Origin of the sequence: Streptomyces novaecaesareae, assembly GCF_000716875.1 — a bacterium.
Taxonomy (GTDB): Bacteria; Actinomycetota; Actinomycetes; order Streptomycetales; family Streptomycetaceae; genus Kitasatospora; species Kitasatospora novaecaesareae.
Window position 1 is genome coordinate 21,578 of record NZ_JNWQ01000050.1, and the last position, 23,571, is coordinate 45,148.

Annotated in this window: 20 protein-coding genes; 5 read left to right on the forward strand and 15 right to left on the reverse strand. The window is 71.3% G+C overall.

Annotated elements, in window-relative coordinates; all coding sequences use genetic code 11:
• Nucleotides 1-74 precede the first annotated feature (74 nt).
• Complete coding sequence (locus tag OP86_RS19960; RefSeq protein ID WP_030058254.1) at nt 75-836, reverse strand: TIGR03936 family radical SAM-associated protein; 762 nt, start codon at nt 834-836, stop codon at nt 75-77.
• Nucleotides 837-1,092: 256 nt separating this feature from the next.
• Complete coding sequence (locus OP86_RS19965) at nt 1,093-3,021, reverse strand: TIGR03960 family B12-binding radical SAM protein (protein WP_030256389.1); 1,929 nt, start codon at nt 3,019-3,021, stop codon at nt 1,093-1,095.
• Between the two features lie 381 nt (nt 3,022-3,402).
• Here OP86_RS19965 and OP86_RS19970 point away from each other — a divergent pair, with 381 nt between their 5' ends.
• The 3 genes from OP86_RS19970 (at nt 3,403) to OP86_RS38840 (ending at nt 5,804) form a co-directional block, all read left to right on the forward strand.
• On the forward strand, nt 3,403-4,695 hold the full coding sequence (locus OP86_RS19970; RefSeq protein ID WP_051830307.1) for a M14 family zinc carboxypeptidase: 1,293 nt from the start codon (nt 3,403-3,405) through the stop codon (nt 4,693-4,695).
• Between the two features lie 181 nt (nt 4,696-4,876).
• Complete coding sequence (locus tag OP86_RS19975; RefSeq protein WP_030058256.1) at nt 4,877-5,383, forward strand: MarR family winged helix-turn-helix transcriptional regulator; 507 nt, start codon at nt 4,877-4,879, stop codon at nt 5,381-5,383.
• 286 nt (nt 5,384-5,669) lie between these two features.
• A complete protein-coding gene (locus tag OP86_RS38840) occupies nt 5,670-5,804 on the forward strand; it encodes a hypothetical protein (RefSeq protein WP_267883102.1) in 135 nt (44 codons plus the stop codon).
• Nucleotides 5,805-5,880: 76 nt separating this feature from the next.
• Here OP86_RS38840 and rodA read toward each other — a convergent pair whose 3' ends face one another.
• The 8 genes from rodA to folC all read right to left on the reverse strand — a co-directional run bounded on the left by rodA (nt 5,881) and on the right by folC (nt 14,741).
• Nucleotides 5,881-7,080, reverse strand: a complete 1,200-nt coding sequence (rodA, locus tag OP86_RS19980; RefSeq protein WP_030058257.1) for a rod shape-determining protein RodA — start codon at nt 7,078-7,080, stop codon at nt 5,881-5,883.
• Nucleotides 7,077-9,383, reverse strand: coding sequence for a penicillin-binding protein 2 (gene mrdA / locus OP86_RS19985; protein WP_030058258.1), 2,307 nt, complete (start codon nt 9,381-9,383; stop codon nt 7,077-7,079). Before mrdA ends, rodA begins: the two co-directional genes overlap by 4 nt.
• 51 nt (nt 9,384-9,434) lie before the next feature.
• The gene (gene mreD / locus OP86_RS19990; RefSeq protein WP_030058259.1) at nt 9,435-10,073 is read right to left on the reverse strand and encodes a rod shape-determining protein MreD; all 639 of its coding nucleotides are present in this window, start codon (nt 10,071-10,073) and stop codon (nt 9,435-9,437) included.
• A gap of 3 nt (nt 10,074-10,076) precedes the next feature.
• Nucleotides 10,077-11,030: a rod shape-determining protein MreC gene (gene mreC / locus OP86_RS19995; protein ID WP_030058260.1), complete on the reverse strand. Its 954-nt coding sequence runs from the start codon at nt 11,028-11,030 to the stop codon at nt 10,077-10,079.
• Between the two features lie 97 nt (nt 11,031-11,127).
• Nucleotides 11,128-12,153: a rod shape-determining protein gene (locus OP86_RS20000; protein ID WP_030256393.1), complete on the reverse strand. Its 1,026-nt coding sequence runs from the start codon at nt 12,151-12,153 to the stop codon at nt 11,128-11,130.
• Between the two features lie 323 nt (nt 12,154-12,476).
• Nucleotides 12,477-12,890, reverse strand: a complete 414-nt coding sequence (gene ndk / locus OP86_RS20005; RefSeq protein ID WP_030058261.1) for a nucleoside-diphosphate kinase — start codon at nt 12,888-12,890, stop codon at nt 12,477-12,479.
• 107 nt (nt 12,891-12,997) lie between these two features.
• Nucleotides 12,998-13,348 (reverse strand): DUF4233 domain-containing protein, encoded by a 351-nt coding sequence (locus OP86_RS20010; RefSeq protein ID WP_030058262.1) that lies wholly within the window; start codon nt 13,346-13,348, stop codon nt 12,998-13,000.
• Between the two features lies 1 nt (nt 13,349).
• On the reverse strand, nt 13,350-14,741 hold the full coding sequence (gene folC, locus OP86_RS20015; protein ID WP_078588563.1) for a bifunctional tetrahydrofolate synthase/dihydrofolate synthase: 1,392 nt from the start codon (nt 14,739-14,741) through the stop codon (nt 13,350-13,352).
• Between the two features lie 333 nt (nt 14,742-15,074).
• Here folC and OP86_RS33700 point away from each other — a divergent pair, with 333 nt between their 5' ends.
• On the forward strand, nt 15,075-15,977 hold the full coding sequence (locus OP86_RS33700; protein WP_051830308.1) for a UDP-N-acetylglucosamine 2-epimerase: 903 nt from the start codon (nt 15,075-15,077) through the stop codon (nt 15,975-15,977).
• A gap of 22 nt (nt 15,978-15,999) precedes the next feature.
• Here OP86_RS33700 and OP86_RS20025 read toward each other — a convergent pair whose 3' ends face one another.
• A complete protein-coding gene (locus OP86_RS20025; RefSeq protein WP_030256396.1) occupies nt 16,000-16,524 on the reverse strand; it encodes a hypothetical protein in 525 nt (174 codons plus the stop codon).
• 301 nt (nt 16,525-16,825) lie between these two features.
• Entirely contained in the window at nt 16,826-19,462 is a 2,637-nt protein-coding gene (locus OP86_RS20030) for a valine--tRNA ligase (protein ID WP_030058266.1), read from the reverse strand.
• 193 nt (nt 19,463-19,655) lie between these two features.
• Here OP86_RS20030 and OP86_RS37510 point away from each other — a divergent pair, with 193 nt between their 5' ends.
• Nucleotides 19,656-20,501 (forward strand): hypothetical protein, encoded by an 846-nt coding sequence (locus tag OP86_RS37510; protein WP_051830309.1) that lies wholly within the window; start codon nt 19,656-19,658, stop codon nt 20,499-20,501.
• Nucleotides 20,502-20,573: 72 nt separating this feature from the next.
• Here OP86_RS37510 and clpX read toward each other — a convergent pair whose 3' ends face one another.
• The 3 genes from clpX to OP86_RS20050 all read right to left on the reverse strand — a co-directional run bounded on the left by clpX (nt 20,574) and on the right by OP86_RS20050 (nt 23,481).
• Entirely contained in the window at nt 20,574-21,863 is a 1,290-nt protein-coding gene (gene clpX, locus OP86_RS20040; RefSeq protein ID WP_030058268.1) for an ATP-dependent Clp protease ATP-binding subunit ClpX, read from the reverse strand.
• Between the two features lie 281 nt (nt 21,864-22,144).
• Nucleotides 22,145-22,807 (reverse strand): ATP-dependent Clp protease proteolytic subunit, encoded by a 663-nt coding sequence (locus OP86_RS20045; protein WP_030058269.1) that lies wholly within the window; start codon nt 22,805-22,807, stop codon nt 22,145-22,147.
• 56 nt (nt 22,808-22,863) lie between these two features.
• The gene (locus OP86_RS20050; protein ID WP_030058270.1) at nt 22,864-23,481 is read right to left on the reverse strand and encodes an ATP-dependent Clp protease proteolytic subunit; all 618 of its coding nucleotides are present in this window, start codon (nt 23,479-23,481) and stop codon (nt 22,864-22,866) included.
• Nucleotides 23,482-23,571 lie beyond the last annotated feature (90 nt).

Below are 23,571 nucleotides of genomic sequence, written 5' to 3' on the forward strand. Positions count from 1 at the left end.
GGGTCCAGTGAGGCACTGGACCCGGCCTCCGCCCACTAGGCGGACGCGGTAGCGCGCGGCCCGGCAGCCGTTTCTCAGCCGGCCGGGGCCGCGGCGCGGTCGAGCGCCAGCGGGTCGGTCACCGTGCCGGTCTCCTCATCGAGCGGCCCCTGCGCCAGCCTGGTCACCTCTGCGGGGACCGGCGGCGCCAGGTCGGCCGTCGCACGGAGACCGGACAATACGTCGTCGGGTCGTACGGCGGGTGTGGCGTGTCGTACTACCAGGCGCAGTATCGCACAGGGACGGGCCGTCCGAACATCGCGGTCGGTTTCCACCTCCGTGTCCGCACCGGCGTCGACCTGGGGCGGGACGACGTCGAGCGCCGCCACCGCGGCGCGCGCGTCGAAGACCCGCACGCCGTTCTTGGTGAGGCGTTCGACCTCGACACGCTCCTCGGCGAGGAAACGCGCCGCCGCACGGGCCGCCTCGTCCGGCTCGACACCGTCCAGCCGGACCAGCCACTCGGAGGCCTCCAGGCGCTCCACGAAGTTCGGCGTCCGCACCTCGACGGCGTCGATCACGTCCAGGCCCGTCGGCAGCGACTCGTCCAACTGGGCCCGCAGCTGCTCGGGGTCACGGAGGGCGGCCAGGCCGATCTCCAGGTACTCCGCCTCGCTCGCCACCCCGGTCGGGGCCGCGTTGGCGTAGGAGACCTTCGGGTGCGGCGTGAAGCCGGCCGAGTAGGCCATCGGAACGGCGGACCGGCGCAGGGCGCGCTCGAAGGCGCGCTGGAAGTCGCGGTGGCTGGTGAAGCGGAGCCGGCCGCGCTTGGTGTAGCGGAGACGAATCCGCTGCACCGTCGGCGCGGGCGGCGGACCGTCGGGCGTACGGCGTGCCAGGGTCGCTCAGTCCTTAGTCAGTTGTTTCCGTCCGGCGTGGCGTCTTCCCGCCACTGTCCGGACTCTGTCACCTCAAAGGGTACGCGCCCCGCCGCACCCCTCGCTCCGCCCCTGGTCAGCCGCACACCTCGGGCCCCCGGCCGGAACGTTCCGACCGGGGGCCCGAGGTGTGGGCACCGTCACTCGCCGACGACCATCGGCCGCCGACCGACGGCTACGTGTTGACGACCGTCAGCGGCAGCAGCTTCTTGCCGGTGGGGCCGATCTGGATCTTGGTATCCATCTGCGGGCACACGCCGCAATCGAAGCACGGGGTCCAGCGGCAGTCGTCGACCTCGACCTCCTCCAGCGCGTCCTGCCAGTCCTCCCAGAGCCAGTCCTTGTCGAGGCCGCTGTCCAGGTGGTCCCAGGGCAGCACCTCCTCGTAGGTGCGCTCGCGGGTGGTGTACCAGTCGACGTCGACGCCGGTGCCGGCCAGGCCCTTCTCGGCGCAGGCCATCCAGCGGTCGTACGAGAAGTACTCACGCCAGCCGTCGAAGCGGCCGCCGTCCTCGTAGACGGCGCGGATGATCGCGCCGACCCGGCGGTCGCCGCGGGAGAGCAGGCCCTCGACGATGCCCGGCTTGCCGTCGTGGTAGCGGTAGCCGATGTTCTTGCCGTACTTGCGGTCGCCGCGGATCGAGTCGCGCAGCTTGGCCAGGCGGGCGTCGGTGGCCTCGGCGGACAGCTGCGGGGCCCACTGGAACGGGGTGTGCGGCTTGGGCACGAACCCGCCGATCGAGACGGTGCAGCGGATGTCGTTCTGGCCGGTGACCTCGCGGCCCTTCTGGATGACGTTCTTCGCCATCGCGCCGATCTGGAGCACGTCCTCGTCGGTCTCGGTGGGCAGGCCGCACATGAAGTACAGCTTCACCTGGCGCCAGCCGTTGCCGTAGGCGGTGGCGACGGTGCGGATCAGGTCCTCCTCCGACACCATCTTGTTGATCACCTTGCGCATGCGCTCGCTGCCGCCCTCGGGAGCGAAGGTGAGGCCCGAGCGGCGGCCGTTGCGGGACAGCTCGTTGGCGAGGTCGATGTTGAAGGCGTCGACGCGGGTGGACGGCAGCGACAGGCCGATCTTGTCCTCGCTGTAGCGGTCCGCCAGGCCCTTGGCGATGTCGCCGATCTCGGTGTGGTCGGCGCTGGACAGCGACAGCAGGCCGACCTCCTCGAAGCCGGTCGCCTTCAGCCCGCGCTCGACCATCTCGCCGATGCCGGTGATGCTTCGCTCCCGCACGGGGCGCGTGATCATGCCGGCCTGGCAGAAGCGGCAGCCGCGGGTGCAGCCTCGGAAGATCTCCACGGACATCCGCTCGTGCACCGTCTCCGCGAGCGGGACCAGCGGCTGCTTCGGGTACGGCCACTCGTCCAGGTCCATCACGGTGTGCTTGGACACCCGCCACGGCACGCCCGGGGCGTTCGGCACGACGCGGCCGATCCGGCCGTCGGCCAGGTACTCCACGTCGTAGAACTTCGGGACGTAGAACCCGCCGGTGCGGGCCAGGCGCAGCAGCACCTCGTCGCGCCCGCCGGGGCGGCCCTCGGCCTTCCAGGCGCGGATGATCTCGGTCATGTCGAGGACGGCCTGCTCGCCGTCGCCGACGACCGCGCAGTCCAGGAAGTCCGCGATCGGCTCCGGGTTGAAGGCCGCGTGGCCGCCGGCGAGGACGATCGGGTCGTCGACGGTGCGGTCCTTGGCCTCCAGCGGGATGCCGGCCAGGTCGAGCGCGGTCAGCATGTTGGTGTAGCCGAGCTCGGTGGAGAACGACAGGCCGAACACGTCGAAGGCCTTCACCGGGCGGTGGGCGTCGACGGTGAACTGCGGGACGCCGTGCTCGCGCATCAGCGCTTCGAGGTCCGGCCAGACGCTGTAGGTGCGCTCGGCCAGCACGCCCTCGCGCTCGTTGAGCACCTCGTAGAGGATCATGACGCCCTGGTTGGGCAGGCCGACCTCGTAGGCGTCGGGGTACATCAGCGCCCAACGGACGTCGCAGGCGTCCCAGTCCTTGACGGTCGAGTTGAGCTCGCCGCCGACGTACTGGATCGGCTTCTGGACGTGCGGGAGGAGGGCCTCCAGGCGTGGGAAGACCGATTCGACAGTCATGTACTAGGAACCCTTACGACGTGATTCGGTGCCGCGAGCAGCACGGGAGGGGTGACCCTCAAGGGTAGCCCAATCCGGGGAACGGGCCGCCTGCCCCGGATCCCGGGCCCTGCGCGCTCCGGCGCGACCCGGCCGTCCGGTCCCGCCCCGGTACACGCCCCGGTACGCGCAGCGCGCGCCCGCCGACCGGCGCCGTCCGCCGTTGACACGCCCGGACGGACCGTGCGGTACTGACAGGGCTCCGCCAAGAATCGTGCACACGTTCTGCACCCCTTCCGGACAAGGAAGTTGGGTCGTACGCTCGGCCCTCATCGGAGTTCCCCCCGGCGCTGCCCCCTCCCGCCGCGCCCCGGCGGCCGTACGACCGGCGCAAGGAGAACCATGACCGACACCGGTCGGCGGATCCGCCCCCTCCGCACCCTCGACACCCGGCCGGCCCGCTACCCCACGCAGGCCCAGGCCGAGAGCGCCGCCCGGCGGCTCGCCCTGCGCCACCCGGACCGCTGCCGGCTGCGCGAGGTGGGCCGGTCCCGGGCCGGGCGCCCGCTGCTGCTGCTCTCCGTCGACCGCGGCCCGCGCGCCGTGCTCGTGGTCGGCGGCCCGCACCCCAACGAGCCGATCGGCACCGCCGCGGCGATCCGGCTGGCCGAGGTGCTGCTGGAGCGCCCCGCCCGCCCCGGCCTCTCCTGGCACCTGCTGCTCTGCCTCGACCCGGACGGCGCCGCGCTCAACGCCGGCTGGCTGGACGGCCCGCTCACCATGCGCCGCCACTACGAGCACTTCTTCCGCCCCGCCTTCGAGGAGCAGCCCGAACTGCTGCCCGCCCCCGGCTCCGGCCGTCCGCCGATGCCGGAGAGCGTGGCACTGACCGGCCTGATCGACGAGCTGCGCCCGATCCTGCAGTGCTCGCTGCACGGGGTGGACTTCGGCGGCGCCTTCGTCCAGCTCACCGGCCCCGTCCCCGGCCTGGCCGAGCGCTTCGCCCGCTCCGCCGAACGGGCCGGGATCCCGCTCGACGTGGACTCCTACGACGCGATCGGCTGGGCCAGCCCCGCCCCCGGCACCTACCTGATGCCGGCCCCCGGCAGCACCGAGGTCTCCCGGGCGCTGCCGGACGAGCCGGAGCTCTCCACCTGGTCCCACGCCACCCGGCACGGTGCGGTCACCGCCGTCCTGGAGGTGCCGATGTGGGCCGTCGACGCGGTCGGCGACGCCCGCCCCCACCCCGCCGGGCCCCGGGCCCTCGGCGCCGCCGCCCGCGACCTCACCGCCCGCGCCGAGGAGCTCACCGCCCTGCTCGCTTACGTCCCCGAGCACGGCCACGAGGCGTACGGGCCGCTGGTGCGCACCGCCGAGCTCAGCCTGGCGGTGGCTCCGCGGGTGGCCGCGGAGTGGCTGGACCGCTGGTGCGGCCAGCCGCTCACCTCCTCCCGGGTGACCACCGCCGGCCTGGTCGCGGCCCGGCTGCCGCTGCGGGTCGCCTCGATCCTGCTGCGCCTGCTCGCCGACGCCCGCGGCCCGGCCGCCGACGCCGCCCGCGACCGCGCCCGCGCCGTCGTCGCCGACAGCCTCGACCGCCTGCGCCAGTGCTTCGGCGTCCGCTGGGTGCCCGTCCAGGAACAACTCGCACACCAGACCCGCGCCGTCCTCACCACCGCCGACTGCCTCCGCTGACCGCGGCCGGGGAGGCCGACGCGGCTGCCTTCCCGGCGCGGGGCACGGTCGCGGTGTGGGCGGTGGCGCCGGCCACCGTCTCGGGTGAGCACATGGGATTCCCCTTCCTCGGAGAACATCTAGGGAAAAACAATCTCCTGCACGCGTTACGCTGGTGGCCCCGCCCGCAGAAGGAGATCCGATGGCCACCGCCCCGCGGACGCCCCGCCTCGCCTCGCCGAGCCGGACGGAGGACGACGGCGAGCGCCGGAAGTACTTCGCGACGCTCACCCGGGAGCGCCCCGACATCGCGCTCTGCCGGGCCACCACGGTGGTCGCCCGGGCGATCGACGAGGAGCTGACGGACGCCCGGCTGACGGTGGCCCAGCACCTGGTGCTGAAGATGCTGGACGCGGTCGGCGCCTGCTCCCAGCAGGAGTTGAGCGAACAGCTGCGGATCGACCGCAGCGTCATGGTCGGCTGCATCGACGGCCTGGAGAACTCCGGGCTGGTCGTCCGCGAGCGCCACCCGCGCGACCGCCGCGCCTACGCCGTGACCATGACGGCGGCCGGGTCGAGCGCGCTGGCCGAGGCGGAGGCGGGCATCGCGCCGCTGATGGACCGGGTCTTCGCCGCGCTCACCCCGGAGGAGCGGGAGACGCTGACCCGACTGACCCGCAAGATCCTCGCCGTCCAGCCCACCGGGTGAACCCCGGCCCGCGGCCGGCCCGCCGGCGCCCGCCATCCCGTCGGCGCCGGCCGGCCCACCCTCACCCGTTACCCTCGGCCCACCAGCGCCTGGTTGACCAACTGCCGCAGCCGCCCGTGCAGTTGATGGGCGCTGGAGGGCATCAGCTGGGTCAGGAACAGCACCGTCAGCCGCTCCACCGGGTCCACCCAGAAGATGGTGGACGCGGCGCTGTGCCAGCCGTACTCCCCCGCGGGCCCGCAGCGACGGGGAGAGCGTCGAGCTGAGCCAGTCCTCCCCCGACCAGGTGCACGCCCTGGTCCGCTTCGCCCGCTACGACGCGGCCGGCGCGCACACCGGCTCCTTCGACTCGGTCTACGTGCTCACCCGGCAGGACGACCGCTGGGGCGTGCTCGCCCGGATCGGCTTCGCCACCGTCTAGCCCTGACCCCGCACACGCGGCGGGGCCGGCCCGGGAAGTCCCGGACCGGCCCCGCCGCGAAGGCCGCGAACGCCGCTCAGGCCGCTATCGGCCGCTGGCTCCGCACCGCCTGGAGCAGCCCGACCGCCATCCAGTTCGCGAACATCGAGGACCCGCCGTACGAGACGAACGGCAGCGGGATGCCCGCGACCGGCATGATGCCCAGGCACATCCCTACGTTCTCGAAGGCCTGGAAGGACAGCCAGGCGATGATCCCGGCCGCGACGATCGTGCCGTACAGGTCGGTCGCCTGACGGGCGATCCGGCAGGCCCGCCACAGCACCACGCCGACCAGCAGGATGATCGCCAGCGCCCCGACGAAGCCCAGCTCCTCACCGGCGACGGTGAACACGAAGTCGGTCTGCTGCTCCGGCACGAACTGCCCGGTGGTCTGCGTCCCGTGGAACAGCCCCTTGCCGGTCAGACCACCCGAGCCGATCGCGATCCGGGCCTGCGCGGTGTTGTAGCCGACGCCGTTCGGGTCCAGCTGCGGGTTGGCGAAGGCGGCGAAGCGGTCGATCTGGTACTTGCTCAGCAGCCCGAACTTCCAGATCGCCACGCACCCGGCGGCGCCCGCCACGAGCAGTCCGAGGACCCAGCGGTTCGCCGCACCCGAGCCGAGCAGGATGCCCAGCACGATCGCGGCCATCACCATCACCGAGCCGGCGTCCGGCATCAGCAGCACTATGCACATCGGCAGCCCGGCCCAGACCAGGCCGCGGAACACCGCCCGGTGCGAGGGGAACTCCCGCTCCCCCGCGTCCACCTGGTCCGACAGCACGACGGCCATCGCCAGCACGATCGCCAGCTTCGCGAACTCGGCCGGCTGGATCGAGAAGCCGCCGCCGAGCTGGATCCACGAGTGCGCGCCGTTGATGGTCGAGCCCAGCGGGCTGAGCGTCGCCATCAGCAGCAGGATCACGCCGACGTACAGGAACGGCACCAGCGTGCGGAAGCGCCGACTCCCTATCCCTATCACCACGGCGCACAGCACCAGCCCGACCACGAAGTTGGTCAGGTGCCGGTACAGGAAGTACTGCGGGTCCCCGTGGGTCAGCGAGTCGCGCCCGCGGGTGGCCGACCAGACCAGCAGCGAGCTGCCGGCCGACAGGGCCAGCGCGGCCAGCAGCAGTATCCAGTCCAGCCGCCAGAGCGGGGAGTCCTTGGCCAGGGCCTTGGAGACGCCGCGGCGCTGCGGGGCCAGCCGCAGCTGCCGGTAGGAGCCGTAGGAGGTCATGCCCGTCCCCTTCCCGGGCCGCGACCGGGTTCGAGCGCGGCGTCGGCCGCGGTGTACGACGCCGGGTGGTCGGTCGGCGGCGCCTGGTCGAGGAAGGCCGCCGCCGGGGCCGCCTGCGCGGAGGCCGCGTCGAGCACCGCCGACGCCGGCACGACGGCCGGAACCGGGGAGCCCGCCGCCGGGGCGGCGGTGTAGGAGGCCGGCTTGATGATCGCGGTGCCGTCCGGGTTGAACTTCGGCAGCTCGCCCTGCGGGGCCGCCAGCAGCGCCTTGCCGTTGTCGACGTTGCCCTTGTCGTCCACGCCGTACAGCGCCTGGTAGATCCGGCGGACGGCGTCGCCGGAACCGCCGGAGCCGGTGCCGCCCTGGCTTATCGTCATGATGATCGCGTAGTCCTTGCTGTACGTGGCCAGCCAGGAGGTGGTCTGCTTGCCCTCGACCTCGGCGGTGCCGGTCTTGGCGTGCAGTGCGATCTTGTCCTGCGGCCAGCCCGCCTGCGTGAACTTCCAGGCGGCGGTACCGCTCTTGACGACGCCCTCGGTGGCCTGGTTGATGTAGCTCAGCAGCTTCTGGTCGCCGGGGAACTTGGCGTCCTCGTGCGGGGCGATCTCGCGGACGAGGTCCCCGCCCGGGCTTATCACCGCCTTGGCGATGGTCGGCCGGTAGAAGGTGCCGCCGTTGGCCAGCGCCGAGTAGATCCGGGCCATCTGGACCGGGGTGACCAGGGTGTCGCCCTGCCCGATCGCGAAGTTGACCGCGTCACCGGCGCGCATCTGGTAGCCGTCGACGCAGTTCTCCCGGGCGATCTGGTCGGAGAAGCTGTTGCCGCCCTTCTGCGCCTGCGCGCACCAGGCGTCCTTGTTGTTGTCGTAGAAGGACTGCTTCCACTGCCGGTCCGGCACCCGGCCGGTCACCTCGGACGGCAGGTCGATGCCGGTCTTGGCGCCGAGGCCGAACTCGTGGGCGGTCTTGAAGAACCAGTCGCCCGGGTCCTTCTTCGGCTTGATGCCGCCGTCCTTCACCCACTGGTCGTTCGCCAGGCCGTAGAAGACGGTGTCGCAGGAGACTTCCAGCGCCTTCTCCAGGGAGATGGAGCCGAAGCTCTCGCTCTCGAAGTTCTTGAACTCGCGGCCGCCGATGGTCATGCTCTTCGGGCACGGGTAGGTGCCGTCCAGCGGGTAGCCGGCCTGCACGGCGGCGGTGGTGGAGATGACCTTGAAGGTCGAGCCGGGGGCGGACTGACCCTGTATGGCCCGGTTCAGCAGCGGGAAGTTGGACTCCTTGCTGGTCAGCGACTGGTAGTCCTTGCCGCTGATGCCGCCCACCCAGAGGTTCGGGTCGTAGGTCGGCGCGCTCGCCATCGCGACGATCCGCCCGGTGTGCACGTCCATCACCACGGCGGCACCGGAGTCGGCCTCGTAGTTGCGGTTGGTGACCTTGTCGAAGGTGTTCCGGGCGTCGTTCATGGCCTGCGCCAGGTTGTCCTCGACGACCTTCTGCACCCGGGCGTCGATGCTGGTGACCAGGTTGTCGCCGGTCCGCGGGGCGACGGCGTCGGCGGTGCCGATCACCCGGCCGAGGTTGTCGACCGCCAGCTTGGTGATGCCGGCGGTGCCGCGCAGGTCGCGGTCGTACACCGACTCCAGGCCGGCCCGGCCGATCTGGTCGGCCGGCAGGTAGCGGTCCAGACCGCTCTTGGCGGCGGTCTTGCTGACCTCCTCGTCGGTGACCGGCGAGAGGTAGCCGAGCACCTGGGCCAGGTTGGCGCCCTCGGCGCCGGTGTAGCGGCGTACGGCGGTGGGCTGCGCGGTGACCCCGGGGAAGTCCTCGCGGCGCTCCATTATCTGCATCGCCTGCTGGGTGGTCGCCTCCTTGGTGACCGGGATCGGCTGGTACGGCGAACCGTTCCAGCAGGGCTGCGGGGTCTTGGCGTCGCAGAGCCGGACCTTCTCCTGCACGTCCTTGGCGGGCATCCCGAGCACGTCGGCCAGCCGGGACAGCACGGCCTTGCCGCCGTCCTTCATCTGCAGCAGCGCGGTGCGGCTGACGGAGACCACCAGCCGGGTCTCGTTGCCGGCCAGGACCCTCCCGGAGGCGTCCAGGATCTCGCCGCGGACGGCCGGCTCGACCACCTCGCGGATGTGGTTGCCGGTCGCCTTGGCGGTGTACTCCTTGGCGTTGCGGATCTGCAGGTACCACAGCCGTCCGCCGAGGGTGGCGAGCAGCGACAGCACCAGGATCTGCAGCACCACCAGACGGATCGTCACCCTCCGGGTGCGGCCGGTCTCGGGGATGTTGCTCACGTCTCGTGCGCTCCAGGATGCGGGGAAGTCGGGAGGTCGGGGCCGGACCGGTTACGGGCGGCGGGCGAAGCCGGGCACGCGCCGCTTCTTGTAGCTCGGGCCGGACGAGGCCTCACGGGTGGTGCGGTAGCGGGCCAGCGTGCCCAGGCCCGGGCCGCTCCCGTCGTCGTCGGCGGCGGCCACCGGGTCGCGCCCGAAGCGGCGGCCGAGCAGCATCACCAGCGGCACCACGAACGGCGCCAGCAGCAGGTCGTACAGCAGGGCGCTGATCACCAGGCCGACGAGGCCGACGTGCCGGGCCGCGGTGTCGCCGACGAGGGCTCCGACCATCGCGTACAGCAGGGTGGAGGCGACCGCCGCGGCGCCCACCACCAGCAGCGCGCTGGCGACGGAGCGCTGGCGGCCGTGGTCGGGGCGCAGCAGTCCGGCGGCGTAGCCCATCAGGCAGAGCACCAGCGCGTAGCGGCCGATCGCGTGGTCGGAGGGCGGTGCGACGTCGGCCAGCAGGCCGGCCGAGAAGCCGACCAGGCAGCCGCCGGTGGGCCCGTAGACCATGGCCAGGCCGACCACGACGAGCAGCAGTATGTCCGGGGTGGCTCCCGGGAGCTGGAGCCGGCCGAAGACGCTGACCTGGAGGATCAGGCCGAACAGGATCAGGCCGGCGGAGACGGGGATGCGGGCGAGGCGCATGGCTCAGTTCCCCCCATTGGGCTTGGCGGGCGGGGCGGCGGGCGCGGAGGCCGGGGCCTGGCCCGGTGCGGGCGCGGCGGGGGCCTGGCCCGGTGCGGGGGCGGGCGGCAGGACGGCGTCGCGCGGGTCGGCGCGCGGCGGGACGACCACCACGCCGACCAGGTCCAGCCGGGTGAACTGGACGAAGGGCTCGACCAGGACGGTCTTGGTCAGCTGGCCCGCGTTGGCCTGGACCTCGATGACCTTGCCGACCGGGACGCCGGGCACGAACGGGCGGCCGCTCTGCGAGCCGAAGGTGACCAGCCGGTCGCCGGCCTTGACCTGGGCCTTGCCGTTGAGCAGGGAGACCTTCATCGGGCTGTCGCCGCCGCCGGAGGCGAAGCCGATCTCGCCGGTGCCCTCCAGCCGGGTGCCGGCCGAGAAGCCGGGGTCGGAGGCGAGCAGCACGGTGGCGGTGGTCGGCCCGACGGTGGTGATCCGGCCGACCAGGCCCTGACCGTTGATCACCGTCATGTCGCGGGTGAGGCCGTCGTCGCTGCCGGCGTCGATGGTGATGGTCCAGGAGAAGCCCTGGGCCGGGCCGATCGCGATGACCTGGGCGGCTTTGACGGTGTAGCCGCCGGCGCCGGCGGTGCGCAGCAGGTCGTCCAGTTGCTTGGTGCGCCCGGTGGCCATGTCGGAGGAGGCGAGCTTCTGCCGCAGTTCGGTGTTCTCGCGGGCGAGCTGGTCGGTGCGTCCGCTGTTGGTGGCGGCGTCCCGGAAGGCCCGGACGGTGTCGGCGACGGGGTCGACGACGGTGGCGGCGCCGTGCTCGACGGGGCCGAGGACGCCGGCGGCGGCGCGGCGGGCGGGGCCGAGCGGGGAGTCCTCACCGCCCTTGATGTCCACGGTGATGAGCGCGAAGGCGACGGCCACCAGCAGGATGAGCAGCAGCCGGCTCTCTCGTGTGTCCCTCACGGTGCTGGTGCTGCCCCTTCGTGCCTGGCCGCCGCCCGGGGCTGTGGGGCCCGGGCGGCGGCCCGTTCAGTCGGTGTCGGAATGTCGTTCGTGGTGGCTAACGGCGCGGCTGGGCGTCGAGTACCTGCTGGAGCGCCTCGAACTCCTCGACGCACTTGCCGGAGCCGAGCGCTACGGAGTCGAGCGGGTTCTCGGCGATGTGGATCGGCATGCCGGTCTCGCGGCGCAGCCGCTCGTCGAGGCCGCGCAGCAGGGCGCCGCCGCCGGTGAGCACGATGCCCCGGTCCATGACGTCGCCGGCCAGCTCGGGCGGGCACTGGTCGAGGGTGGTCTTGACCGCGTCGATGATCGAGTTGACCGGCTCGTCGATGGCCTCGCGGACCTCGGCGGCGGAGATGACCACGGTCTTGGGCAGGCCGCTGACCAGGTCGCGGCCGCGGATCTCGGCGTGCTCGTCCTTCTCGCCCTCCAGGCCGAAGGCGCTGCCGATGCTCATCTTGATCTGTTCGGCACTGCGCTCGCCGAGGAGCAGCGAGTACTCCTTCTTGATGTGCTGGACGATCGCGTTGTCCAGTTCGTCGCCGGCCACCCGGATGGACTGGGCGGTGACGATGCCGCCGAGGGAGATCACCGCGACCTCGGTGGTGCCGCCGCCGATGTCGACCACCATGTTGCCGGTGGCCTCGTGGACGGGCAGCCCGGCGCCGATGGCGGCGGCCATCGGCTCCTCGATGATGTGCACCTGGCGGGCGCCGGCCTGCGAGGAGGCCTCGATGACGGCGCGGCGCTCGACGCCGGTAATGCCGGAGGGCACGCAGACGACGACGCGCGGGCGGGCGAGGTAGCGGCGGCGGTGGATCTTGAGGATGAAGTAGCGCAGCATCCGCTCGGTGATCTCGAAGTCGGCGATCACGCCGTCCTTGAGCGGGCGGATGGCGACGATGTTGCCCGGGGTGCGGCCGATCATCTTCTTGGCCTCGGCGCCGACGGCGAGGATGCCGCCGGTGTTGGTGTTCACGGCGACCACGGACGGCTCGTTCAGGACGATGCCCTTGCCCCTGACGTACACCAGCGTGTTGGCAGTTCCGAGGTCGATCGCCAAGTCGCGGCCGATGAACGACAGGTTGCTCGCCATGGGGTGTAGGTGCCTTCCCGGGCTCGGAGTTCATGGGGGTGGTGGACGACTGCGCGCGCCCACGCGGGGGCGGAGACCAGCTGAGCTGCCTTACCGGGCCCTTGGGTCGCGTCCATCGTAGTCACGCGGCGCGGTACGGACGTCGACGTGGGGCATACCGTCCATTGTCCGGAGCGTGATCGCTTCTCCGAGGATTGGGACGCCGTGTCGGCAGCCCCAGTTCCCTATTTCACGATAAGAATGCCCCGGCCGGGCCAATGGTCCCGACCGGGGCAGGTCTTCGGTCCTCCGGGCGTATCGCCCGGCCCGGATCAGGCGTGCGCCGGGAAGAAGATCTTGATCTCGCGCTCGGCGGACTCCGGGGAGTCGGAGGCGTGGATCAGGTTCTCGCGGGTGATCGTCGCGTAGTCGCCGCGGATGGTGCCGGCCCCGGCCTCCAGCGGGTTGGTGGCGCCGGCCAGCATGCGGATGCCGGGCACGACCTCCTCGCCCTCGACGATCAGCGCGATCGACGGGCCGGAGGTCATGAACTCCAGCAGCGGCTCGTAGAACGGGCGGCCGACGTGCTCCGCGTAGTGCAGCTCCAGCGTGGCCCGGTCGAAGGTGCGCAGCTCGACGGCGGCGAGCTTCCAGCCGGCCTTGCGCTCGATGCGGCTGATGATCTCGCCGGCCAGGCCGCGGCGGACGGCGTCGGGCTTGAGCAGGACGAGAGTGCGCTGGGACACGGTGCGTCTCCTGGGGATTCGGTTCGGCAGACAGTCGGGTCGACGAGTGGGCCGACACGGCAGAGGTTACCTTGCGTACACGGCGTGTCGGCCCGTCGGTCCCGGCCCTAGGCGTGTACGGCGGCCGCCTCCGCGGCGGCGCGGGCGGCCTTGAACTCGTCCACCTTCCGGCCGTAGTGCACCGAGCACCACCACAGGCCGGCGAAGACCACGCCGAGGCCGAACATGGTCGGCAGGATGAAGCCGCTGGCGATCAGTCCGATCTGCAGCACCCAGCCGATGGGCACCGCGCCGGGGCGGTTGATCATGCCGCAGAGCGCGATGCACAGGGCCATCGCGATGCCGCTGACCGCCCAGATCTCTCCGTTGGAGACGTCCGTGAGCCGCATCGCGACCAGCGCCGCGAACATGATCAGGAGCGCCTCGCCGATCAGGGTCGAGGAGCAGAGCGTCCTCATGTCACTTCCTCCCGAGCAGCAGGCGGGCCTCGCCCACGGTGATGACCGAACCGGTGACCAGCACCCCGGCGCCGCCGAGGTCGCCCTCCTCCTCGGCGAGGGTGACGGCGGCGGCGATGGCGTCGTCGAGCCGGGGCTCGACCTGGACGCGGTCCTCGCCGAAGATCTCGACGGCAAGGGCGGCCAGCGCGTCGACGTCCATCGCGCGGTGGGTGGAGTTCTGGGTGATGACGACCTCGGCCAGGATCGGCTCGAAGGCCTCCAGGACCCCGGCCACGTCCTTGTCCCCGGAGGTGCCGATCACGCCGACGAGCCGGGTGAAGCCGAAGGACTCGGTCAGGGCGGCGACGGTGGCGCGGGCGCCGTGTGGGTTGTGCGCGGCGTCCAGGATGACGGTGGGGCTGCGGCGGACGATCTCCAGGCGGCCCGGCGAGGAGACGCCGGAGAAGGCCTGGCGGATCTTGTCGACGTCGAGCTGCCCGCCGCGGGCGCCGCCGACGCCGAAGAAGGCCTCGACCGCGGCCAGCGCGAGCGCCGCGTTGTGCGCCTGGTGCTCGCCGTGCAGCGGGATGAAGACGTCCTCGTACTCCTCGCCGCCGAGTCCGCGCAGCGTCACCAGCTGGCCGCCGATGGCGAGTTCGCGGCGGATCACGCCGAACTCCAGGCCCTCGCGGGCGACTGTGGCGTCCACCTCGACGGCGTGGCGCAGGATGACCTGGGCGGCGTCCAGCTGCTGCTGGGCGACGACGGCGACGGCGCCGGACTTGATGATCCCGGACTTCTCGACCGCGATCTCGCCGGTGGTCTCGCCGAGCTTGTCGGTGTGGTCCAGCCCGATCGGGGTGATCACGGCGACGGCGGAGTCGATGACGTTGGTGGCGTCCCAGGAGCCGCCCATGCCGACCTCGACCACGGCGACGTCCACCGGGGCGTCGGCGAAGGCGGCGTAGGCCATGCCGGTCAGCACCTCGAAGAAGGACATCGGCACCGGCTGCGCCGCGTCGACCATCTGCACGTAGGGCTCGATGTCGCGGTAGACCTCGACGAAGCGCTCGGGGCTGATCGGGAGGCCGTCCAGGCTGATGCGCTCGGTGACGGACTCCACGTGCGGGCTGGTGTAGCGGCCGGTGCGCAGCTCGAAGGTGTTGAGCAGCTGCTCGATCATCCGGGCGGTGGAGGTCTTGCCGTTGGTGCCGGTGATGTGGATGGAGGGGAAGGACCGCTGGGGCTCGCCCAGGATGTCCATCAGCGCCTCGATCCGGTCGAGCGAGGGCTCCAGCTTGTTCTCCGGCCAGCGCTTGGAGAGTTCCACCTCGACGTCGCGCAGGGCGTCGCCGGTGCCGCCGTCGGCGGGGCGGATGGTGTACGGGTTCGGGTCGGCCTTGTCGCTCACGACCACAGTCTACGGAGCGGCGGCGCCCCGTCCTCACAGGGTGAGAGCGGGCGTGGGGGCGGGGGTGGGCGCGGGGGTGAGAACGGCCACTTTGCCCGGCTTCGCCTTAACGCCCCAGTTTGATCCCTTTACTATCTCTTTAGCGAGTTTGAACCGCAACGAAGCATCGATTCGCAACCGACAGGAGCTGTCAGCCTTTGATCACAAGGAGCATTGCGCCATGCCCGACGCCCTGCACGACTGGATCGTGCTTCGCCAGGACGCCATCGTCTGGGTCGCCGGACTGATCCCCCTGGCCCTCGTCGGCTACCTGGCGTCTTCGGGCGCTTCCTCGTGTACTGGGCCGGCTCCCGCCACGCCTTCGAGCACAACCGCCCCGCCCAGCCCGGCGACCCGGCCGCCTTCCGGTGGCACCTGGTGATCCCCTGCCGCGACGAGGATTCGGTGGTCACCCAGACCCTGGACGGCCTGCGGGCCGCTGCGCCCGAGGCCCACCTGTGGGTGATCGACGACGACAGCGCGGACGCCACCCGCGAGCTGGTGCTCGCCGCCGCGGCCCACGACCCGCGCGTCCACCTCGTCCAGCGCCGCCGCCCGCACGCCCGGATCGGCAAGGGCGCCGCCCTCAACGCCGCCTACCGGGAGATCTCCGCCTGGCTGCCCGAGTCCACCGACCGCTCCCGCGTGGTGATCGGCGTGGTCGACGCCGACGGCCGGCTCGACCCGGGCACCCTCGCCCAGGTCTGCAACGACAAGGCGCTCGGCCGCCCCGACACCGGCGCCGTCCAGATCGGCGTCCGGATGCGCAACGCCGACGAGGAGCTCCCGCTGCCCGGCCGCGGCCGGGCCGCCAACGCCCGGGACATCCCGCTCGTCCACGTCGAGGCCGGGCTGCGCAGCTTCGACCGGGCGATGCCCGAGGAGCACAACCGGGTGATGGTCGACCACGTCTCCGACCTGCTCTGCGCCGCCACCCCGGACAACGTCGCCAACCTGCGCGCCGAGTCGCTGGCCGAGGAGCGGATCGAGCTCACCGGCAACACCGTCGTGGAGGTGGTCCGCCGTCAGCTGCCGGACCAGGCCGCCCGCGCCGCGCTGCTCGCCGCACACGGCCTGCGCCCGGACGCGTACGTGCTGGCCACCGTGCACCGCCCGGAGAACACCGACACCGCCGAGGCGCTCGGCGCGGTGCTCGCCGAGTCCGGCGCCGCCGCAGCCGTACCGCTGGCCGCGTAGCTCCTGGGCGGCCGGCGGGGCGTCAGACTGCGGCCCGGGCCTCCGGCACGTGTGCGGCGCCGCCGTGCCGGCGGCGCAACTCGGCGGTGATCTCGGCCAGTTCGCCCTCGGGCAGCAGCGGGAGCATCATCGCGACGCCCTGCAGCAGACCGCCGACCAGGTAGGTGGTGTCGGCCGTCGCGGCGACCAGGCCGCGCACCTCGGCCACCTCGCCGGCCGCCACCGCCTCGATCAGCCGGGCGGCGTCGGCGGACTCCTCGTCCACCGCGACCGCTCCGCTGTCGGCCGGGGCGCGGCGGGCCATCGCCCGCAGCACCCGGTCGCCGACCTCGGGGGCGTACGCCTTGCGGACGGCCTCGGCGGCGATCCACGCCAGCAGGGTGGTCACCTCGCGCTCGGCGTGCTCCGCGAACAGCAAATCCAGCTCGTGATCGAACGCGAGCTGGTTCCCGTGCCGGAAGGCGAGCAGCAGCGTCGCCGCCCTGGCCTTGGCCTCCTCGACCGCCTCGGCAGGAAGTTCGTCGGCCAACTCCTCGGTCACCACCACGCCGTGCCCTCCCGTCCGTCGCTCAGCAGGAACCCTCAGCGGAAACGCCCATTCGGAAACTCCGTGCACACCGTACACATCCGACCTGGAAACTTCGGCGAACGCGCGCGGGCAAGACCGGAATCAATTCGCTCGGAATAGGACCTCACCCGGTCCAGGATGAATATTCGCCGGAAGGGAGCAATGCTGCTGGGCTATTCGGTGTAAGGCGGACCGGCCCGGAAAAGACCCAGGGGCCGCACTCCGCGAAACGGAGTGCGACCCCTGGCCGGATCTGCCGGGTCTGCCGGGTCTGCCGGGCTCAGCCCTGCGGCAGCGCCGCGAGCTGGGCGGTGATCCGGGCGATGTCGGCCTCGGCGGCCTCCTGGCGCGCCTTGATCTTGGCGACCACCTCGTCCGGCGCCTTGGCCAGGAAGGCCTCGTTGCCGAGCTTGGCGGTGGTCTGGGCCTTCTCCTTCTCGGCGGCCGCGAGGTCCTTGGCGAGGCGCTTGCGCTCCGCCGCGACGTCGATGGTGCCGGAGAGGTCCAGCGACACGGTGGCGCCCGCGACCTGCAGCGAGGCGGTGGCCGCGAAGCCCTCCTCGGGGACGGTCAGCCGCAGCAGCGAGCGGATCGCGTCCTCGTGGACGGCCAGCGCGGTGCCCTCCAGCTCCAGCTTCGCCGGAACGCGCTGCCGGTCCTTGAGGCCCTGGCTCACGGCGAACCGGCGGACCTCGGTGACGACCTGCTGCAGCGTGGCGATCTCCGCCTCGGCCGCGGCGTCGCGGTAGCCGCTGTCCTTCGGCCAGTCGGCGATGACCACGGACTCCGCGCCGGTCAGCGTGGTCCACAGGGTCTCGGTGACGAAGGGCACGATCGGGTGCAGCAGGCGCAGCGTGACGTCCAGGACCTCGCCGAGGACCCGGCGCGCGGCGTCGGCCTGCGGGCCGCCCTTGGCCAGGGTGGTCTTGGAGAGCTCGACGTACCAGTCGAAGACCTCGTCCCAGGCGAAGTGGTACAGCGCCTCGGAGAGCTTGGAGAACTGGTAGTCCTCGTACAGCCCGTCCACCTCGGCGACGGTGCTGTTGAGGCGCGACAGGATCCAGCGGTCGCTCGCGGTCAGCTCCTCCGGCGCGGGCAGCGGGCCCTCGACGGTGGCACCGTTCATCAGCGCGAAGCGGGTGGCGTTCCAGATCTTGTTGGCGAAGTTGCGGGCCGCCTGGACCCAGTCCTCGCCGATCGGCACGTCGACGCCCGGGTTGGCACCGCGCGCCAGCGTGAAGCGCAGCGCGTCGGAGCCGTACTTGTCCATCCAGTCCAGCGGGTTGACCACGTTGCCGAAGGACTTCGACATCTTCTTGCCGTTCTGGTCACGGACCATGCCGTGCAGCGCGATGGTGTGGAACGGCGGGGTGCCGTCCATCGCGTAGAGGCCGAACATCATCATCCGGGCGACCCAGAAGAACAGGATGTCGTAGCCGGTGACCAGGACGGAGTTCGGGTAGAACTTCGCGAGGCTCTCGGTCTGCTCCGGCCAGCCGAGCGTGGAGAACGGCCACAGGCCGGAGGAGAACCAGGTGTCCAGGACGTCGGTGTCCTGGTGCCAGCCCTCGCCGGCGGGCGGCTGCTCGTCCGGGCCGACGCAGACGATCTCGCCGTTCGGGCCGTACCAGACCGGGATGCGGTGGCCCCACCACAGCTGGCGCGAGATGCACCAGTCGTGCAGGTTGTCGACCCAGTCGAAGTACCGCTTCTCCATCTCCTGCGGGTGGATCTTGACCTTGCCGTCGCGGACCGCGTCGCCGGCGGCCTTGGCGAGCGGGCCGACCTTGACCCACCACTGCATGGACAGCCGCGGCTCGATGGTGGTCTTGCAGCGCGAGCAGTGGCCCACCGAGTGGGTGTACGGGCGCTTCTCGGCAACGATCCGGCCCTCGGCGCGCAGCGCGGCGACGATCGCCGAGCGGGCCTCCAGGCGGTCCAGGCCGAGGAACGGGCCGTGCACGGTGATGACGGCGTGCTCGTCCATGACGGCGATGTTCGGCAGGTCGTGCCGCTGGCCGATCTCGAAGTCGTTCGGGTCGTGCGCGGGCGTCACCTTGACGGCGCCGGTGCCGAACTCCGGGTCGACGTGGGCGTCGGCGACGATCGGGATCCGACGGCCGGTCAGCGGCAGCTCGATCTCGGTGCCGATCAGGTGCTTGTAGCGCTCGTCCTCCGGGTGGACGGCGACCGCGGTGTCACCCAGCATCGTCTCGGCGCGCGTGGTGGCGACGACGATGGAGTCCTCGCCCTCGCCGTAGCGGATCGAGACCAGCTCGCCGTCGTCGTCCTGGTACTCCACCTCGATGTCCGAGATGGCGGTCAGGCAGCGCGGGCACCAGTTGATGATGCGCTCGGCGCGGTAGATCAGCTCGTCGTCGTAGAGCTTCTTGAAGATGGTCTGGACGGCCTGGGACAGGCCCTCGTCCATGGTGAAGCGCTCGCGGGACCAGTCCACGCCGTCGCCCAGGCGCCGCATCTGGCCGGAGATCTGGCCGCCGGACTCCGCCTTCCACTTCCAGACGCGCTCGACGAAGGCCTCGCGGCCCAGGTCGTGGCGGGACTTGCCCTCCTTGGCGAGCTCGCGCTCGACCACGTTCTGGGTGGCGATGCCGGCGTGGTCCATGCCGGGCTGCCACAGGGCCTCGTAGCCCTGCATGCGCTTGCGGCGGACGAGGGCGTCGATCAGCGTGTGCTCGAAGGCGTGGCCCAGGTGCAGGCTGCCGGTGACGTTCGGCGGGGGGATGACGATGGTGAACGGGGGCTTGTCGCTCTTGGCGTCCGCGGTGAAGTAGCCACGCTCTACCCAGCGCTCGTACAGCTCGCCCTCTACGTCCGCGGGGGTGTAGGTCGTCGGGAGGGTTGCCGCATCGTCCCCGGTGGTGCTCACGGGGCGCTGGTTCGTCGTGTCGGTCACGACGCACAGTTTACGTAACCGGGGGCGTGGGTTACGAACCGCTTTCGGTGGGCGGACCCGACACACCCGTACGGGCCCGCGACGGGCACCGTGCGGTACCGTGCCCGGGCACTCGTCCGGTCGGACCGGGCGTGCACGGAACGACTCCACACCACGAACAGGCCGCGGGTGCGGCGGGGGAGCACAGACACAGATGTACGGCCAGGGACAGCAGTATCCGCAGGGACAGCCGCAGCCTTACGGCGGCCAGCCGCCGCAGCAGCCGTACGGCGCCCCGCAGCCCCAGTACGGCGCACCCCAGCCCCAGTACGGCGCGCCGCAGCAGCCCTACGGTGCACCGCAGCCCCAGTACGGCGCGCCCCAGCAGCCGTACGGCGTGCCGCCGCAGGCGCCGTACGGGCAGCCGGGCTACCCGGTGGCGCCGCCGAGCAAGGGCAAGGGCGGCCTGGTCATCGGCCTGGTGGTCGGCGCGCTGGTGCTGGGCGGCGGCGGTTTCGCCGCGTGGAAGTTCCTCGGCGGCAGCGACCAGGGCGGCCAGTACAAGATCACCGCCCCGCAGTCGCTGCCGGACGGCTACGTGCAGAAGTCGGCGAAGGAGCAGGCCGCCGACATGAGCAAGCCGGACGCGGCGAAGTTCGGCTCGGACCTGCAGGTCCTGGTGGCCAGCTACAGCAAGGGCTCGGACGCGCTCGACACCTTCTCGGTGGTCGGCGTCTACGGGAACCTCAACGACCCCGGGCAGATCATCGAGGACTCCAAGAAGGACAGCGGCGGGCTGACCTGGAGCACCCCGATGACCGACTTCCCGGCGCAGGACGGCCACAGCTCCTCGGCGAAGCTCTCCTGCGGCGTGGCGAGCGTGCTCGCGGGCAAGCCCGGCCCGACGGTCTGCGTGTGGGCGGACAAGTCCACCACCGGCCGGGTCACCTTCAGCAAGCTCAACCTGGGCACCAGCGGCGGCGGTGGCCAGAGCCTCACCCCGGACCAGGCGGCCGCCAAGACCCGGGCGATCCGCGACGCGATGGTCGTCGCCAAGTAGCGCCCGCGCCGCGCGAACTCACGCGAAGGGCCCCGCACCAGATCTGGTGCGGGGCCCTTCGCGCTACGTCGGTCAGGCGCTCTTGTCGCGGCGCTCGCGCTTGATCATGTCGCGCGGGACGAGGGTGGGGATGGCGTGCTTGGAGACCACGTCGCCGGTGACCACCACGCGGGCGACGTCCTGACGCGAGGGGACCTCGTACATCACGGACATCAGCACCTCCTCCATGATGGCCCGCAGCCCACGCGCGCCGGTGCCGCGCAGGATCGCCTGGTCGGCGATCGCCTCCAGCGCGTCGCGGGAGAACTCCAGCTCCACGCCGTCCAGTTCGAAGAGCTTGCGGTACTGCTTGACCAGGGCGTTGCGCGGCTCGGTGAGGATCTGCAGCAGCGCCTCGCGGTCCAGGTTGTGCACGCTGGTGATCACCGGCAGACGGCCGATGAACTCGGGGATCATGCCGAACTTCACCAGGTCCTCGGGCATCACCTGGCGGAAGTGGTCGCTGGCGTCCGACTCCCGCTTGGAGCGGATGTTGGCGCCGAAGCCGATGCCCTTGGCACCCGCGCGGCCCTCGATGATCCGCTCCAGGCCGGCGAACGCGCCGCCGACGATGAACAGCACGTTGGTGGTGTCGATCTGGATGAACTCCTGGTGGGGGTGCTTGCGGCCCCCCTGTGGCGGCACCGAGGCGGTGGTGCCCTCCAGGATCTTCAGCAGGGCCTGCTGCACGCCCTCGCCGGAGACGTCCCGGGTGATCGACGGGTTCTCGCTCTTGCGCGCGACCTTGTCGATCTCGTCGATGTAGATGATCCCGGTCTCGGCCTTCTTGACGTCGTAGTCGGCCGCCTGGATCAGCTTGAGCAGGATGTTCTCGACGTCCTCGCCGACGTAGCCGGCCTCGGTCAGCGCGGTGGCGTCCGCGATCGCGAAGGGCACGTTGAGCATCCGGGCCAGGGTCTGCGCGAGCAGCGTCTTGCCGGAGCCGGTGGGGCCCAGCAGCAGGATGTTGGACTTGGCCAGCTCGATCGCGTCCTCGCGGCCGTTGCCGCCGCTGCGGCCCGCCTCGCCGGCCTGGACGCGCTTGTAGTGGTTGTAGACCGCGACCGACAGCGCCTTCTTGGCGAGGTCCTGGCCGACCACGTACTGGTCCAGGAACTCGTAGATCTCACGCGGCTTCGGGAGTTCCTCGAAGCGCACCTCGGAGGTCTCGGCGAGTTCCTCCTCGATGATCTCGTTGCACAGGTCGATGCACTCGTCGCAGATGTACACGCCTGGGCCGGCGATCAGCTTCTTCACCTGCTTCTGCGACTTGCCGCAGAACGAGCACTTGAGCAGGTCGCCACCGTCTCCGATGCGTGCCACGAGGTGCTTCCCCTTCGCCAGGGGCCCCGCAGGGGTTCCGGGGCCTGGTGCTGTGGACCGTCAACGCCGACGGCGCTCGGTCTCGCTATCCGACGGTACTCTGCCGGGCCCGTGATTCCGTCCTCTTCGCCGGGTCTGCCCTACGCCCTGGGCGAATTGATACCGAACAGATGCCGTGCACGAGCCTGCCGATGGGCCGGGGCGGGACGCGCACCAGGGGTGCGCCGTCCCGCCCCGATGGGGCCTCCCCGGGCCGCTGCCGGACGAGGAGGGAGCCGACCTCAGGAGGTCAGCGAGGTCTTGCGGGTGGAGATGATCTGGTCGATCAGGCCGTACTCGACGGCCTCCTCGGCGGTGAGGATCTTGTCGCGCTCGATGTCCTCGCGCACCTGCTCCGCCGACTTGTTGGAGTGCTTGGACAGCATCTCCTCCAGCTGCTCACGCATCCGGAAGATCTCCTTGGCCTGGATCTCCAGGTCGGACACCTGGCCGCGGCCGGTCTCGGTGTACGGCTGGTGGATCAGGATCCGGGCGTTCGGCAGCGCCATCCGCTTGCCGGGGGTGCCGGCGGCGAGCAGCACGGCCGCGGCGGAGGCCGCCTGGCCCATGCAGACCGTGGTGATGTCCGGCTTGACGTACTGCATCGTGTCGTAGATGGCCGTCAGGGCCGTGAACGAGCCGCCGGGCGAGTTGATGTACATCTGGATCTCGCGGTCCGGGTCCATCGACTCCAGGCACAGCAGCTGCGCCATGATGTCGTTCGCCGAGACGTCGTCGACCTGCGAGCCGAGGAAGATGATGCGCTCCTCGAACAGCTTGGCGTACGGGTCGTACTCGCGGATGCCCTGCGTGGTGCGCTCGACGAAGCGCGGGACGATGTAGCGGCCCTCGGCACGCATGTCCTCGACGCGGGCCTGGGCGGCCGACAGGCTGGGGATGTTCATGGGGGTTCTTGTCCTCCGGAGCGTTGTGACTGTGGTCTCGCGGGCCGGGCCGAGGCTCAGGCAGCGCCCGTGCCGCCGCCGCCGGGGACGTCCGCGGCGCTGTGCATGATCGCGTCGATGAGGCCGTACTCCAGGGCCTCCTCCGGGGTGAACCAGCGGTCGCGGTCGGAGTCGGCGGTGATCTGCTCGAAGGACTGGCCGCTGTGGTGGGCGATCAGCTCGGACATCCGCTTCTTGGTGCGCAGCAGCTGCTCCGCCTGGATGCGGATGTCGGTGGCGGAACCGCCGAGGCCCGCGGAGGGCTGGTGCATCAGGATCGTCGAGTTCGGCAGCGAGAAGCGCTTGCCGGGGGCACCCGCGGTCAGCAGGAACTGACCCATCGAGGCGGCCATTCCCATCGCGATGGTGACGACGTCGTTCTTGATGTACTGCATGGTGTCGTAGATCGCCATGCCGGCCGAGATCGAGCCGCCCGGGGAGTTGATGTAGAGGAAGATGTCCTTGTCCGGGTCCGCGGCCAGCAGCAGCAGCTGCGCGGTGATCTTGTTGGCGATGTCGTCGTCGACCTGCTGGCCGAGGAAGATGATCCGCTCGTTGAGCAGCCGGTTGTAGACCTGGTCGCCCAGGCCGCCGAGCACGTCACCAGAGGCGGCGTGCGGCGCCATCGGGCCCATCTGCATCTGCGGGAACGTCACTTAGCCACCTGCTCAGTCGATTTGGACGGTCGCTCCACGGCCGTCACGATGTCGCACAGCTTCCGGGTA